At 42.8% G+C, this 14,479-nt stretch carries 15 protein-coding genes; 6 read left to right on the forward strand and 9 right to left on the reverse strand.

Annotated features, from left to right (window positions below; genetic code table 11):
• Positions 1-85 precede the first annotated feature (85 nt).
• From P255_RS00370 to uvrA, 3 genes are all read right to left on the reverse strand, one after another.
• Entirely contained in the window at positions 86-460 is a 375-nt protein-coding gene (locus tag P255_RS00370) for a hypothetical protein (RefSeq protein WP_004898880.1), read from the reverse strand.
• A 210-nt stretch (positions 461-670) separates the two neighbouring features.
• Positions 671-1,570 (reverse strand): porin Omp33-36, encoded by a 900-nt coding sequence (gene omp33-36, locus P255_RS00375; protein WP_004898882.1) that lies wholly within the window; start codon positions 1,568-1,570, stop codon positions 671-673.
• A gap of 556 nt (positions 1,571-2,126) precedes the next feature.
• Positions 2,127-4,958, reverse strand: coding sequence for an excinuclease ABC subunit UvrA (uvrA, locus tag P255_RS00380; protein WP_004898884.1), 2,832 nt, complete (start codon positions 4,956-4,958; stop codon positions 2,127-2,129).
• A 122-nt stretch (positions 4,959-5,080) separates the two neighbouring features.
• On the opposite strand from uvrA, the gene P255_RS00385 reads away from it, so the two are divergent.
• Positions 5,081-5,440 carry a DUF1304 domain-containing protein gene (locus P255_RS00385; RefSeq protein ID WP_004898886.1) on the forward strand — a complete coding sequence of 120 codons (360 nt, stop codon included), beginning with the start codon at positions 5,081-5,083 and terminating at the stop codon, positions 5,438-5,440.
• A 66-nt stretch (positions 5,441-5,506) separates the two neighbouring features.
• Here P255_RS00385 and P255_RS00390 read toward each other — a convergent pair whose 3' ends face one another.
• Entirely contained in the window at positions 5,507-5,890 is a 384-nt protein-coding gene (locus P255_RS00390) for a hypothetical protein (RefSeq protein ID WP_004898889.1), read from the reverse strand.
• A 141-nt stretch (positions 5,891-6,031) separates the two neighbouring features.
• Between P255_RS00390 and P255_RS00395 the strand changes: the two genes are divergently transcribed.
• Complete coding sequence (locus tag P255_RS00395) at positions 6,032-6,370, forward strand: GlpM family protein (RefSeq protein ID WP_004898891.1); 339 nt, start codon at positions 6,032-6,034, stop codon at positions 6,368-6,370.
• Here the strand turns inward: P255_RS00395 and P255_RS00400 are convergent.
• From P255_RS00400 to tenA, 5 genes are all read right to left on the reverse strand, one after another.
• Positions 6,367-7,227, reverse strand: a complete 861-nt coding sequence (locus tag P255_RS00400) for an EamA family transporter (RefSeq protein WP_004898894.1) — start codon at positions 7,225-7,227, stop codon at positions 6,367-6,369. The genes P255_RS00395 and P255_RS00400 overlap by 4 nt on opposite strands.
• Positions 7,228-7,619: 392 nt before the next feature.
• The gene (arsB, locus tag P255_RS00405) at positions 7,620-8,666 is read right to left on the reverse strand and encodes an ACR3 family arsenite efflux transporter (protein WP_035364885.1); all 1,047 of its coding nucleotides are present in this window, start codon (positions 8,664-8,666) and stop codon (positions 7,620-7,622) included.
• A 20-nt stretch (positions 8,667-8,686) separates the two neighbouring features.
• Entirely contained in the window at positions 8,687-8,998 is a 312-nt protein-coding gene (locus P255_RS00410) for a metalloregulator ArsR/SmtB family transcription factor (RefSeq protein ID WP_004898899.1), read from the reverse strand.
• A 4-nt stretch (positions 8,999-9,002) separates the two neighbouring features.
• Positions 9,003-9,434: an arsenate reductase (glutaredoxin) gene (arsC, locus tag P255_RS00415; RefSeq protein ID WP_004898903.1), complete on the reverse strand. Its 432-nt coding sequence runs from the start codon at positions 9,432-9,434 to the stop codon at positions 9,003-9,005.
• Between the two features lie 111 nt (positions 9,435-9,545).
• On the reverse strand, positions 9,546-10,220 hold the full coding sequence (gene tenA / locus P255_RS00420; protein ID WP_004898905.1) for a thiaminase II: 675 nt from the start codon (positions 10,218-10,220) through the stop codon (positions 9,546-9,548).
• 147 nt (positions 10,221-10,367) lie between these two features.
• Between tenA and P255_RS00425 the strand changes: the two genes are divergently transcribed.
• The 4 genes from P255_RS00425 (at position 10,368) to P255_RS00440 (ending at position 14,385) form a co-directional block, all read left to right on the forward strand.
• Entirely contained in the window at positions 10,368-11,435 is a 1,068-nt protein-coding gene (locus P255_RS00425) for a DUF475 domain-containing protein (RefSeq protein WP_004898906.1), read from the forward strand.
• 104 nt (positions 11,436-11,539) lie between these two features.
• Positions 11,540-12,904, forward strand: a complete 1,365-nt coding sequence (locus P255_RS00430) for an MFS transporter (RefSeq protein ID WP_004898909.1) — start codon at positions 11,540-11,542, stop codon at positions 12,902-12,904.
• A gap of 51 nt (positions 12,905-12,955) precedes the next feature.
• Positions 12,956-13,567, forward strand: coding sequence for a single-stranded DNA-binding protein (gene ssb / locus P255_RS00435; RefSeq protein ID WP_004898911.1), 612 nt, complete (start codon positions 12,956-12,958; stop codon positions 13,565-13,567).
• Positions 13,568-13,806: 239 nt separating this feature from the next.
• Positions 13,807-14,385, forward strand: a complete 579-nt coding sequence (locus tag P255_RS00440) for a hypothetical protein (RefSeq protein WP_004898913.1) — start codon at positions 13,807-13,809, stop codon at positions 14,383-14,385.
• The last annotated feature ends 94 nt before the right edge of the window (positions 14,386-14,479 follow it).

Genomic DNA, 14,479 nt, shown 5'->3' on the forward strand with positions numbered 1-14,479 from the left:
GGGGCAGCAAAGGATAGCTAGATGCTAGCAGCCCCTACATGGAATGTCAGTAACCAAGCTGTACCATTTTTACGCGAGTTATCGTTTATTTTTTGATAAAGTCTTGACCATCAATCACAGCATGCCAATGTCCTTTGAGCAGATAGGGCGCTTTATCGATTTTAAACCGATTACCAAATTCAGGAGTGCCCGCTTGAATGTATTGGGTATTGAGTACAGTAATTGGCGCGGTCATTTCAGATTGTTCGGTACTTTCAGATTGACTATGTGCTGTACGTTGCTGTTGATATTGACTTTCATGATATTGCAATTGACCATCGCGCTGAATCTTGAGTTCACTATGTGGGCTTTGCCAAGTTCCAATCCAGTGATCTTGACCTTTTAAAATAGGGCTGGTTTGGGAACAGGCGATCAGTGTGATACAACATCCAGTCATCAGCATACTATTATGTAATCGCATAGGTTAGCCTATTCAATTTGTTGTTTTCAGTACTATGTTAAGCAAGTGAATAAGAAAGTCATTTCAAGATTTACATGGCAAGTGTAAAAGATTTTTTTTAAATTGTGAAAAAATGCAGTTTTTACAGGCTAAACGTAATATTGCATTGGACGTATAGGCAATAAAAAAGGGCTCAGATGAGCCCTTTTAGTTTTAGATTAAATATCTAAATTAGAAACGTGCTTTAGCATTCAAACCGATAGTTTGAGTGTCAAGGTTGTAACCAGTTGTATGGCTAGAGTTTGCATTGGTGTAAGTTGCGCCAACAGAGATTGCAGGTGTGATGAAGTAATTCACGTTTGCACCCCAAAGTTTGTCAAACACAGCTTCTGATGCAGTAGTTCCTGCAAATGAAGCACCAACGCTTAGTTTAGGTGTCAAGTAAAGGTCAGTGTTGAACTCATAAGAAGTTGCATCACCAAATACCAAGCCTGCATCAAAACCAATTGACATGTTAGTACCATCAATCGCACCTACGTATTTAGTACGTGCAGTGATTGCATCTTGTTTGTCATTGATAGAAGCAGTTTCGCCTACAGCGTTTACAAAACCTTTGTTCAAGATACGGAAAGTATCTAGAGAGAACTGGTTCGCAACATTGGTATAACCAACAGCAAGCAAGAAGTTATTTGTTGGCATTGCACCGACTTCTAATGCATAACGGTCACCATGGTCATCACGAGAAATGGCATTTTTACCATCTACATCAGTGTGGTTGTAAGACGCGCTTGCATATAACGGAATTGAAGCAGTGTAAGGAGTTGTGAAGTAAGTTTCACCTTTCACGCCATAAGTACCAAGATGGTAGTTAACCCAATTTTTCTCGTTATATTGCTCGTAGCTGTAACCAACAGATACATTTGATGCTTTGTTCAAGAACGCAGCTTCAGCTAAAGGACCTTTAGAAGCATCTACATTTTTGAAATAGTAAGTACCTTGAAGGTCACCAGTATAGTTTTTGTCATTGGCAGTAGTATTTAAATATTCAGACTGGCCTTTTACTTCAAATTGGTATGCGTGTGCACCAGTCATGGCAAGTAAAACTGCTGCAGCTAAACCGATTTTTTTCATGTTAATTTCTCAACTTTCCAATAGACATACTTGCTATTCTATTGTTACAAAATATTAAGTCAATCAATTCGGCCGCATTACAATGTTTTAAAATTGTAGTTTTTCTTCATCTAAATTAAATAAATCACAAAAAAATTACTTTTTAGGCAATAAATGAAAATAAAAAACGACTGTTATTTACAAATTTTTAATTTGTTTTTCAATGATATATTGATTTTTAAATAATCGGAAAATAATTTGAAATATAAATCAGTCTGTCATTCATATTTTCTACAGAATATCAATCTAGAATTGTAAGAAAAGCTAATTCAGTGGCTATGAACAATATTTGATCATCAATTTTTTTGGTAAAAAACTTGGGGTTTTGAGATGATGTTGTGAATGATTGAGGCAATCAATGTGATTGTATGATGAAAAATGCTCAAGGAAAAAAGGAAAGGAACAGTAATTGACGTGATTCATGGTTTGCCCATTTTTAGTTTTTCTCCCAGCGTAAGAGAAATAAAATGGACTGATGAAAGACGTCAACGGTTCCTTCCTGATGCAAGAGACAAAATTATTCTAACAAGGGTTTTAAAAAACGCCCTGTATGTGAAATCGCCACTTCTGCCACTTGTTCAGGTGTACCTTCGGCAATAATTTCTCCACCGCCAGAACCTCCTTCAGGCCCTAAATCCACAATCCAGTCAGCGGTTTTAATCACATCCAGATTATGCTCGATCACCACAATGGTATTTCCTTTGTTGCGTAGCTCATGCAGGATGTCGAGCAGCTTGGCAATATCATGAAAATGCAGTCCTGTGGTTGGCTCATCCAGAATATACAGGGTTTTGCCCGTATCGCGTTTTGCCAGTTCGCGCGCCAGTTTCACCCGCTGTGCTTCACCGCCAGACAGGGTAGTAGCTGCCTGACCCAAACGGATATAGCCCAAGCCCACTTGCATCAAGGTATCTAGACGACGATGAATCACGGGAATGGCATTAAAAAATTCTGCGGCATCTTCCACAGTCATATTGAGCACATCGGAAATGTTCTTACCTTTATAACCGACTTCCAGTGTTTCGCGGTTATAGCGTTTGCCATGACAGGCATCACAAGGAACATACATGTCAGGTAAAAAGTGCATGGCGACTTTAATCATGCCATCACCTTCGCAGGCTTCACAGCGTCCGCCTTTGACATTGAAGGAAAAGCGCCCCGCACTATAACCACGGGCTTTGGCTTCAGGAGTCTGAGCAAACAGTTCACGAATCGGAGTAAATACGCCTGTATATGTTGCAGGGTTGGAACGGGGTGTGCGCCCAATCGGACTTTGGTCAATATCGACCACTTTATCCAGATGCTGCAAACCATCAATTGACTGGTATTTTTCTGCGGTCAGCGTGGTTGCACCGTTGAGTTCGGTTGCTGCAAGTGGCAGTAAAGTACGGTTAATTAAGGTCGATTTTCCTGAACCCGAAACGCCTGTGATACAGGTCATCACACCTAAAGGTAGATTGAGCGTGACATTTTTCAGGTTGTGCCCAGATGCCCCGCAAAGCTGAATGCTATTTTCAGGGTTTGGTGGGGTAACGCGCTGTTCAGGCACCGCAATTTTGAGTTTACCTGCCAAGTACTGTCCCGTCAGCGAGTTTTTATTTTTTGCCAGTTGCTTGGCAGTTCCTTCGGCAATAATTTCCCCGCCATGGACTCCCGCGCCAGGGCCAATATCAATGATATGGTCGGCAGCGCGAATCGCATCTTCGTCATGCTCAACGACCAGTACCGTGTTGCCCAAGTCACGCAGGCGAATCAGAGTTTGCAGTAAGCGGTCATTGTCACGTTGATGCAGACCAATCGAAGGTTCATCTAGCACGTACATCACGCCCATCAAGCCTGCACCGATTTGTGAAGCGAGTCGGATACGCTGTGCTTCACCGCCCGACAGGGTTTCAGCCGAACGTGACAGACTCAAATAATTTAGCCCGACGCTGACTAAAAATTGTAGGCGTTCACGGATTTCTTTAAAAATTTTATCGGCAATTTCGCCTTTTGCCCCTTCAAGGCTCAAGTGTTGATAATAATCTGCAGCATCGCCAATCGACATGCTCGTGATTTGTTCAATACTGTGGTCTTTGACTTTCACATGCCGTGAAATTTCATTCAGGCGTGAGCCGCCGCAGGCATCGCAGGCTGCGTTGGATAAGTACTGTGCTAAATCATCACGAATATAGTTGCTTTCCGTTTCACGGTAACGGCGCTCTAAATGTGGCAGTACGCCCTCAAATGTCATGACACGACTGTGTTTACGCCCACGTTCATCAATATAGCTCAGGTCGATTTTCTCTTTGCCTGTACCATTCAGGAATTTCTTTTGGGTATCTTTGTCGAGATCTTGCCACGGGCAATTTAAATCAAAGCCATAGTGTGCTGCGACTTTTTCTAGCATGCTGTAGTAATAAGGACGCTGACGATCCCAACCGCGAATTGCGCCTTGATAAATCGACAGGTGTGGATTAGGAATCAGTTTTTCAGCACTGAAATGACTGCGTGTTCCCAAACCATCGCAGACAGGGCAAGCACCAAACGGGTTGTTGAATGAGAACATACGTGGTTCAAGTTCTGCTACGGCACGGTCACATTCAGGGCAGGAGTGACGTGCTGAAAACACGCGATCAGGTTGCTCGCCTTTCATCCAGGTTAAAATCGCCAGATCGCCGCCTAGGCGCAGGGCTGTTTCAAAGGATTCTGCCAGACGATTCCCCAAATCATCGCGGACTTTAAAGCGGTCGATCACCACTTCAATGCTATGTTTTTTCTTTTTATCCAGCTCTGGTGGGCTGTCGATATCAATGATTTCGCCATCGACACGGGCACGCACAAAACCCTGACTTTGCAGTTGTTCAAACAGGGTGCTGTATTCGCCTTTACGCTCTCGCACTACGGGTGCAAGTAGCATCAGTGCTGTGCCTTCTTCTAACGCTTTTACCGCATCGACCATTTCAGAGACGGTTTGTGCCACCATCGGCAGGTCGTGTTCAGGGCAATACGGTGTTCCGACGCGTGCATAGAGCAAACGCAAATAGTCGTAAATTTCGGTAATGGTTCCCACAGTTGAGCGTGGGTTATGGCTGGTCGATTTCTGCTCGATGGCAATCGCAGGGCTTAAGCCTTCAATCGAGTCGACTTCAGGTTTTTCCATTTGCGATAAAAACTGGCGGGCATAGGCTGACAGTGATTCGACATAACGGCGTTGTCCTTCAGCGTATAAGGTATCGAATGCCAGTGAGGATTTTCCTGATCCCGAAAGTCCCGTAATCACCACAAATTTATCACGTGGAATATCGAGGGACACATTTTTCAGGTTATGGGTACGTGCGCCTCGAATACGGATATGACTGTGACTCATAAGATCTCTCGGTAATAAGCAAGTAGAAACTGCTATATGATAACGATTTAAAATTGTTCAAGCTGTAACAAAACGATTTTAGGCGTCAGATTGTGTCGGGTAAATGAAGAAGGAAAATAAAAATGTGGATCGCAAAAATATTGATTGCACTGATCGGCATCTTGCATGTCTATATTCTGGTTTTAGAGATGTTTTTATGGGACAAGCCGCAAGGTTTAAAAGCCTTTGGCAATAGTCTGGAAAAAGCCAAACTCACCAAAGTTTTGGCACAAAATCAGGGCTTATATAACGGCTTTCTTGCTGCGGGATTGTTTTGGTCATTGTTGGTCAGTAACCCCGATTTTGCGCGTGCAATTGTCACGTTCTTTTTAGGCTGTGTTTTTGTGGCAGGGGTTTATGGTGGCTTAACGGCCAGCAAAAAAATTATTTATATTCAGGCTATACCTGCGCTGCTGGCTTTAGTGGTGCTGCATTTTGCCTAAATAGAGGCTGTATTTATAAAAAAAGCACAGGAAAACCTGTGCCATGGAGGAAAACGTAATTAGTGATTAAGCGCATGCAGGGGGTAATTCGCGCTCAAAAATCGAGTCGATTTGCTCAAAACGCAGCGTACACCGCTGATGCTGCTGAAAGGCATAATCAATCACCTGTTTTTCAAGCATAGACAAGAAATGTTCATAGGCACCTGAAAAGCCATTTAAATCAAGAAAATCAAAACATTTAGTATGATGATAGTTATATTTTTCAATAAAATTCAGCATGAAATCCTGAATCGGGCGATTGGTAAAATAAATCAGATAAGTCGCAGCAGAACCGCAATGTAAACAGCCTTGATGCAGATAGATTTCTTCGTGTTCAAACCAGCATTGTCTCAAGGTCATCATAGCTCTGAGTGCTTCTGTCCCTTGCGTGTCTTTTTGCATGGTGGTCATTTTGGTTATCATTGATAATGATTATTATTTATATAATTAATGATTCCTGCTGCAAAAGCAAGCACGGATTGCAATAAAACATAGGCAATCACGCAATTCTTTGTAAAATGCATACGAAGTAGATTAAGCGGTGAAGGGACGATGTGGGCGTTAGTATTTAAATGTACTTTGGGTGCACTGGTCGTGTTGCTGATTTCAATACTATCGAAAAGCAAGGCGTTTTATATTGCTGGGCTGGTGCCATTATTTCCGACCTTTGCCTTGATTGCACATGTGATTGTCTTTCAACAGCAAGGGGCAGATGCGCTGCGCCGTACGGCTTTATTTGGTTTATGGTCGCTGATTCCGTATGCGATTTACCTGATTGCGGTGTATCTGCTGGCTACCCAAATGTCCGTGCTGAGCTGTTTAAGTCTGGCAACGCTGGCATGGACGATTGCGGCGGGCATTTTACTGTATGGCTGGTATTTGTGGGCTTAAAGCTCGCTGTGTTGACGACCTGTCACCGCAATCCCAATCGATGCCGTAACAATCAACAATAACGCAATCCATTGAAAAAGGCTGAGTTGTTCGGACAGTAAAACATAACCTGTTAATGCTGCGACAACAGGCGATAAACTGGTCAAAATACTATAACGCAGTCGTGCCAAATGTTTTAGTGCAACTAAATCTAAGGCATAAGGGATTGCTGTCGCTAAAATTGCAATCACTAAACCAAGCCACCAATACTGCACAGCAAACAGTTCATCGGGGTGTTGCCACAGTTCAATAGGCAATAACATGATTGCTGAAAAACTAATGGCAATACTGAGCATATGGATGCCGATATTTTGCCGAACCACTTTGTGTCCAAAATAAATATACGCTGCCCAAAACAGTCCCGCACCAATCGCAAGGCACATGCCTAGATATGAAAAGTCCGCACTGTGCCCACCCCACGGAATAATCAGAATAATGCCTAAGATTGAGCAAAATACCCAAATCAAGTCACGACGACTCTGAATGGAGCACAGTGCTAAACCCAAAGGGCCAATAAACTCTAAACCTACTGCAAGACCCAAAGGTAGATGGCTGAGTGAGCTATAAAATAACAGGTTCATGAGTCCCAATGAGATGCTATAGCACAACAGATCACGCCATTTGAGTGTTTTGAATTTCGGCAAAATACGCCATGAACGAAACACCACAATCACAATCATCGAGGCAAAACACAGCCGAAATAAGGTCACACTTAATGGACTGAGATGTTCAAATAGTTGTTTGGCAAAACTGGCACTGACCTGATAAGACGCCATTGAGAGCAACATACAGCCTGCGGCAAAAAGTTGTGAATTCATGTACTGCCTCGCCGAGAAAAAAGTTCATGATTGAAATGCCCTGATCATTCCATAAAAATGCCAGCAGCAATCTGCAAAAAGTGATGTCAAGACTGAGTCATTGCATACGGTTCAGACATTCGCTGGGCAGTCGGTAATGCTAATGTCAGCCCACAAAAATCGGAGCAGTATACAGCAGAACAATGCTGTGTTCAGCATAGGTATAGTTTGAAAAAATTCTATAAAATTATTTTTTTATATTAAACACTGCGTTTATTAATATGTTTATAAAACGCATGTATTATCCAGCCCAACTGTTTCAAAAATCCTTGCAGGCATGAACAACAGATGAATCAGAACAAGAAGAGTCAAGGCAGTCGCTGTGGCTTCGATGCGACTGCCTTGAATTGAATCTAGCTCAATTCATGATGAAAGAATTTTTTACGAATCCAGAAACTGACACTGACCAGCGAGATCAGGACAGGCACTTCCACCAGTGGGCCAATCACCGTGGTAAAAGCCACAGGTGATGCCAGACCAAAAGTTGCCACGGCTACCGCAAGCGCCAGTTCAAAGTTATTGCCTGCAGCGGTAAATGAAATTGCCGTGCTACGCGCATAGTTGTTGCCGAGCCATTTGCTCATGGCAAAACTCAGGAAAAACATCACGATAAAATAAATGGTTAGCGGAATGGCTATCCGAAGTACATCACTTGGCAGGCTCAGCACTTCACCCCCTTTCAGACTAAACATCGCCACAATGGTCAACAGCAACGCCAAGAGGCTCATCGGGCTGATTTTCGGTAAAAACTGGCTCTGATACCAGCTTAAACCTTTGGCCTTGACCAAAATGCTACGGGTGAGAAAACCCGCGAAAAATGGAATGCCTAAATAAGTTAGCACGGCTTGGCTAATGTCGAGAAAACTGACGTCAATCACTTGTCCTTTTAGGCCAAAATACGGCGGTAAAAAGCTGAGAAAGAACCACGCATAACTACTAAAAAACAGGATTTGAAATAGGCTGTTAAATGCGACAAGGGCTGCAACATATTGATTGTCGCCACAGGCAAGACCATTCCAGACCAGTACCATGGCAATACAACGTGCCAGACCAATCAGAATCAGTCCTGTCATGTAGTTTGGCGAGTCATGCAGAAAAATCACGGCTAATGCAAACATGAGAAGTGGAGCGATCAGCCAGTTCTGAATTAAAGACAGGGCAAGGGTTTTCTTGTCCTTAAAAATTTCAGGCAGGGCAGCGTAATCCACTTTTGCCAGCGGTGGATACATCATTAAAATTAAGCCAACTGCAATCGGCAGATTGATTGAACCGACACTCAAATGATTGAGGGCGGTAGAGGCTTGTGGGAAAAACTGTGAAATTGCAATCCCTAGCCCCATAGCCAGAAAAATCCACAGTGTCAGATTGCGATCAAGAAAGGATAAACGAGATTGAGTCATGGCAAACATCATGTAAGAAATTAATCACAGCAATGCACTGTGGTTGAAGGCGCAGCAGGGAAGGTATCGTTTTGCTGCAACAACGCTAAAATTTCACGACACCATGTCGGCAGTTGCTCATGCAGACGGTAATACACCCATTGTCCCTTACGGCGGTCTTGTAAAATTCCCTGATTACGTAGCAGCGCCAGATGCCGTGAAATTTTCGGCTGACTGAGTTGTAATTTTTCGGTCAGGTCACAGACACATAACTCTTGGTATTGTGTGACCAATAACACCAGATTGAGGCGGGTTTCATCGGCAAGGCATTTAAAAAACTGTACTTGATCCATATTTTCAGCCTGAGACACGTTGGCCATGTTCATCAATGATCTGTTCGCCATCTTCTTTATAAAAAGCACCAAGCTGTGGTAAGGGTAAAATCTCTAGCACCACTTCAGACGGGCGGCACAGGCGTGTACCTTTTTCAGTCACAACAAAAGGGCGGTTGATTAAAATCGGGTACTGCAACATGAAATACAGCAATGCGTCATCTGACCAGTGACTCTGTTCGAGTTGTAAATTGATGTACGGTTCGACATTTTGGCGTAAGGCTTCGCGCACGCTTAAACCCGCATCGTGAATCAGTTGAACCAGCTGTTCTTTGCTTGGCGGGTTTTTAAGATATTCAATGATTTCAGGTTCTATGCCTGTGTTTTTAATCAGGGCAAGCGTGTTACGTGATGTTCCACACGCAGGATTGTGGTAAATCTTGATGCTGGTCGACATATCAAAACTTCAGTCTATGGCAGATAAAAGCCTTTATATATGAATATCCATATATATACAATTACAGATATATGACAGATTAAAAAAGCGCCAGAATATGGCGCTATATGACTAGACAGGATCAAGTCCAAGCCAGTGCTGTTGATGATAGGCACTGTCCCAAAACAGCCATTCTAGCTCAGCACCACGGCGGTAGACCTGCTGCATTTTGGCAAGTGTGTCGCCATCACAGCGTGCAGCAACTTTATCAATCGTGGCAATCACATTGCGTACCGCAGCGTGAAATTCTTCACCTGCATAGGTATCAATCCATGCCTGATACGGATTGTTGGCAGCCGAGTTTTCAACAATAGCCAATCCCACTTCGGCATAAATCCAGAAACAAGGCAGTAAGGCGGCCAGTACTACAGGATAGCTTTCTGACCATGCTGTTGCGAGTAAAAAAGAGGTGTAATGGTGGCAAGCCAAACTCAATGGTGTATTGGCAAACTGTTCAGGGCTAATCCCAAATTGCTGCATAAAGCCGGCATGTAAACTACGCTCTACAATAATCGCAATTTTTGCACCTTCCGAAAACTGCATGATGTCATCGGCATCAAAGGCTTTGGCTGCTGCGACCGCAAGAATGCGCCCATATGCCAGTAAATAATGTGAGTCCTGAATAATATAATGTTGAAAAGCTTCCGATTTGAGCGTGCCCTGCGCCAACTCCTGATTAAATGGATGCTGGACAATTTTTTGGTATAAGGCAAGGTTGTTCTGCCAGAGCTGCTCTGAAAAACGCATGGTCACTCCACGATGATGCGAAAACTGCAATATAGCGTGTTTTTTTTAAATAGGTAAAAAAACAGAAGCGAGTATAATGCTGAGTATTCCTTTCTGATACATGCGAACACAGCATGTACTTTTCATTTTTATAGGTCAGGTCAGTTCATGAAACATTTTCGTTTCTCATTTATTTTCAGCATCATCTGCTTGGGAATTGCAGCCTACTGGGGCTTCACGCATGGCCCTGAAGCAGGGATTTCAACCATGCTACAGGCGCTCTCGGTAACTGCCATTTTGGCGATTATGGAAGTGTCTTTATCTTTCGATAACGCCGTGGTCAATGCATCAGTACTGCGGAGCTGGGATCATTTCTGGAAAATGATTTTCCTTACACTCGGCATGATTATTGCGGTGTTCGGTATGCGTCTGGTGTTCCCGATTGTGATTGTAGCGGTGACCGCTAACATGAACATGATGGATGTGGTCAGTATGGCGCTCAATGATCCGAAAAATTACTCGATGCGTTTGATTGAACATCATGCGGAAATTGCAGCATTTGGTGGTGCGTTCTTGGCACTGGTGTTTTTCAATTTCTTCCTTGATGCAGAAAAAGATACACACTGGTTCAAATGGCTTGAAAAACGCCTGACCAACTTAGCCAATGTTCCTGCCATGTCAGTGTTTTTAACGCTGATCGCCTTACTGGTGATGGCGCACAATGTGGGCGAGAGCGAGCGTTTGGCTGTGACCTTATCGGGGATTTGGGGCATTGTGGTCTATATCGGAGTACAAGTGCTTGGGCATTTGCTGGGTGGTGAGCCTGAAGTGGACGAAGAAGCCAGCAGCTCAGGCAATGCTGCCAATGGTGTGATCAAAGCAGGTTTAGGTGGTTTCTTGTATCTGGAAGTACTGGATGCATCTTTTAGTTTTGACGGGGTGATCGGGGCATTTGCGATTACTTCTGATGTCATCATCATTATGCTCGGGTTGGCAATTGGCGCAATGTTTGTGCGTTCCATGACGATTTATCTGGTCGAAAAAGGCACTCTAGAAGCTTATGTTTATTTGGAACATGGTGCGCATTATGCGATTGGTGCTTTGGCGGTGATTATGTTGGCTAGTGGTACAGGCGTACATGTGCCTGAAGTGGTCACAGGACTGATTGGTGTGGCATTTATTGTTTGGGCAGTGATTGCTTCGATTCAATATAGTAAACGTCAGCTGATTGATTAAGGCAAATTTCAGAAAAATATATAAAATGATGGGGTACAATGCAGTTGTACCCCATTTTATTTTGAATGCTTTGCTTGTTTGCCCCCAAGAGATTACAGATTGATATGATGAATGCTTTAGAACGCCGTTCCACTTTTGCTTTAAGCAGTATTTTTGCATTACGCATGTTGGGATTGTTCATGATTATTCCTGTGTTTGCAGTGGCTGGGCAGACATATCAATATGCAACGCCTGCATTACTTGGGTTTGCCGTAGGTGTTTACGGGTTATCTCAAGCGATTTTACAAATCCCGTTTAGCCTGTGGGCAGACCGTTTTAGCCGTAAGCCTTTGGTGGTCATCGGCTTGTTATTGTTTGCTTTAGGTGGCGCAGTGGCTGCCATGTCACATACCATTTATGGCGTGATTTTAGGGCGTGCGATTGCAGGGGCAGGTGCGGTTTCCGCAGTGGTGATGGCATTGCTTGCCGATGTTACCCGTGAAGAAAACCGTACCAAAGCCATGGCGGCTATGGGCATGAGTATTGGGCTATCATTTGTGGTGGCCTTTAGTCTTGGACCGTGGCTGACGCATCTGGTGGGAATTTCAGGGCTGTTTTGGGTGACTACCATTATGGGACTGGCTGCCATAGTGATGCTGCTATTGGTGCCGAAAACCACACGCCATCATCGTAATTTCCAACATGGTTATTTGAAGCAGCTTAAACATGTCTTGAAAATGCCTGACCTGAACCGTCTGCATTTCTCGATTTTTTCACTGCATTTGTTGCTCACTGCGATGTTTATTTATGTGCCATCGCAACTGATCCGGTATGCAGATATTCCTTTGGAAAAACATGGTCTGGTGTATTTGCCACTGCTGTTGATCGGGGTGATTTGTTCTTTCCCAAGTATTATTGTGGCTGAGAAATACCGCAAAATGCGTAGCATCTTTTTAGGTGCAATTGTCGGTGTCGTTGTGGGGTTACTGGTACTGGTTTTTGGTTATCAGTCCAAATATAGCTTACTCCTAGGTTTGGGGATTTTCTTTGTGGCATTCAATGTCATGGAAGCATTGTTACCCTCTTGGTTGTCGAAAGCTGCACCAATTCAGTCCAAAGCCACCGCCATGGGTGTAAATGCCAGTGCCCAGTTCCTGGGAGCATTTTTTGGAGGCACACTTGGCGGTCAATTATTAATGCTACATAATACATCAACAGGTTGGGGCATTCTGGTTGGGATTGCCATGATCTGGGCATTGGTGAGTTTTGGCTTGCAGCAACCGCGTTATTTATCTTCGTTAATTTTACGTTTGCCTGAAGGTAAACAAACAGATGAATGGACTAGTCAGTTGTTGGCAATTCATGGTATTGAAGAAGTGGTGGTCATGCTGGATGAGCAGGTCGCCTATGTAAAACTGGATAAAAAGCAGCTCGATGAAACTGCGCGACAACATTTAACGCACTTGTTGGGGAAAGAGCTAGTCATTTGAAGATAACTCTTATAAAGTAAAACGTAGAAACATATAGGAAGATAGTAGCGAATGCGTGGTGTCAATAAAGTTATTTTGGTCGGTACATTGGGTCGAGATCCTGAAACCAAGACTTTTCCAAATGGTGGGTCTTTAACTCAGTTCTCAATTGCAACGAGTGATTCTTGGGTAGACAAAAGTACAGGTGAGCGAAAAGAGCAAACCGAATGGCATCGTATTGTGTTGCATAACCGTTTAGGTGAAATTGCCCAGCAATATTTGCGTAAAGGTTCAAAAGTCTATATTGAAGGCTCGCTGCGTACCCGCCAATGGACAGATCAAAACGGTCAGGAGCGTTATAGCACTGAAATCCGTGGTGATCAGATGCAAATGCTGGATTCAACCCGTGGTCAGTCAGAACAAGGCGCAGGCGATAACTCAGGTTATGGTCAACCGCGTTTTAACAATAATAATCAGCAAGGCGGTGCTAATAACAACTACGGTGGTGGTTATGGTCAAAATACTGGCTTTAATCAGCAAGGTGGTAGTCAAGGCGGTGGTTTCAACAACTATGGCGCAGGCAATAACAATGCTCAAGGTGGTTTTAATAACAACCAGGCGGCGAAGCCAAAACCAGCGGCAGCACCAGCTCCTACAGATTTAGATGACGATTTACCGTTTTGATTTTAATGAAATTACGGCATTGAATTTGAAAAAACCTGATTGAGATCAGGTTTTTTTATGTCTGAAAGTACCTGTATAATTAAATAGAGAATGCTAGAACCTGAGAGACGATAAAAATATATTGATAATATTGAAGTTAATTCATAGAAAATCAAAAATGGTAAATAAAATTGAGAACATACCAAGATTCATTTGATTAAAAAATCTTATAACTTACTTACACATGGGGAATCGCTTTTGTGAATTTTAAAACAAATATGGCATGGTTATGGAAAATGCTGAAAAAGCATTGGTTTAGACTTTTTGCAGTAATTTTTATTTTCTATAGTTTTGTCTTACCTTGGTATGTCATTAAATATCATTCAAATTTACCTCCTCAAGATCAGCTTTATAAAGAAGTAGGAACTTTAAATTATAAGTCGCTTAGCGCTCGAACAGGCTATTTAGTCGGAATTACAAGCCATGGTCAAACAAATTATTTTACCTGCCGTAGCCCAATGGAGAAGCGTAATGATTGTTTGATTCATCAAAAATTTGATGAGTTGAAAGCTAATACAGGTAAGCCTGCTGAAGTATTGTGGTTTAAACATGATCAAGGTATTGGCTATAGCCAAAGATTAGTTGCTCTAAAAGTTGATGGCAAAACATGGGTCAGTCTAAAAGAAGGGGAAAGACAATTAAGCATCCAGCGTGAAGGAATAGATGGCCTTACAGTATTCGCACTTCTTTTTATGTTCTCTATATTATGGGTGCAAAATAAACTAGAACGAAAAAAGAAAGACATGGAAAATGTTAAAAATGAAAAGAAGCTCATTTAAAAAATAAATCATTTGATTAGAAAAATGAGGGGCAGCTTTTGTGAACTTTAAAATGAGTATTGCTGTCTATGCAAAAGACAAAAAACCTAATTCA

It is taken from the genome of Acinetobacter brisouii CIP 110357 (genome assembly GCF_000488275.1).
GTDB classification, from domain to species: domain Bacteria; phylum Pseudomonadota; class Gammaproteobacteria; order Pseudomonadales; family Moraxellaceae; genus Acinetobacter; species Acinetobacter brisouii.

Coding starts and splice junctions, on each gene's coding strand:
- tenA (WP_004898905.1), bottom strand. CDS start 10,220: ATGCGTTTTTCAGAGCAGCTCTGGCAGAACAACCTTGCCTTATACCAA.
- P255_RS00410 (WP_004898899.1), bottom strand. CDS start 8,998: ATGGATCAAGTACAGTTTTTTAAATGCCTTGCCGATGAAACCCGCCTC.
- P255_RS00400 (WP_004898894.1), bottom strand. CDS start 7,227: ATGAATTCACAACTTTTTGCCGCAGGCTGTATGTTGCTCTCAATGGCG.
- omp33-36 (WP_004898882.1), bottom strand. CDS start 1,570: ATGAAAAAAATCGGTTTAGCTGCAGCAGTTTTACTTGCCATGACTGGT.
- P255_RS00430 (WP_004898909.1), top strand. CDS start 11,540: ATGATGAATGCTTTAGAACGCCGTTCCACTTTTGCTTTAAGCAGTATT.
- ssb (WP_004898911.1), top strand. CDS start 12,956: ATGCGTGGTGTCAATAAAGTTATTTTGGTCGGTACATTGGGTCGAGAT.
- P255_RS00385 (WP_004898886.1), top strand. CDS start 5,081: ATGTGGATCGCAAAAATATTGATTGCACTGATCGGCATCTTGCATGTC.
- P255_RS00395 (WP_004898891.1), top strand. CDS start 6,032: ATGTGGGCGTTAGTATTTAAATGTACTTTGGGTGCACTGGTCGTGTTG.
- P255_RS00390 (WP_004898889.1), bottom strand. CDS start 5,890: ATGACCACCATGCAAAAAGACACGCAAGGGACAGAAGCACTCAGAGCT.
- P255_RS00425 (WP_004898906.1), top strand. CDS start 10,368: ATGAAACATTTTCGTTTCTCATTTATTTTCAGCATCATCTGCTTGGGA.
- P255_RS00370 (WP_004898880.1), bottom strand. CDS start 460: ATGCGATTACATAATAGTATGCTGATGACTGGATGTTGTATCACACTG.
- arsC (WP_004898903.1), bottom strand. CDS start 9,434: ATGTCGACCAGCATCAAGATTTACCACAATCCTGCGTGTGGAACATCA.
- uvrA (WP_004898884.1), bottom strand. CDS start 4,958: ATGAGTCACAGTCATATCCGTATTCGAGGCGCACGTACCCATAACCTG.
- arsB (WP_035364885.1), bottom strand. CDS start 8,666: ATGACTCAATCTCGTTTATCCTTTCTTGATCGCAATCTGACACTGTGG.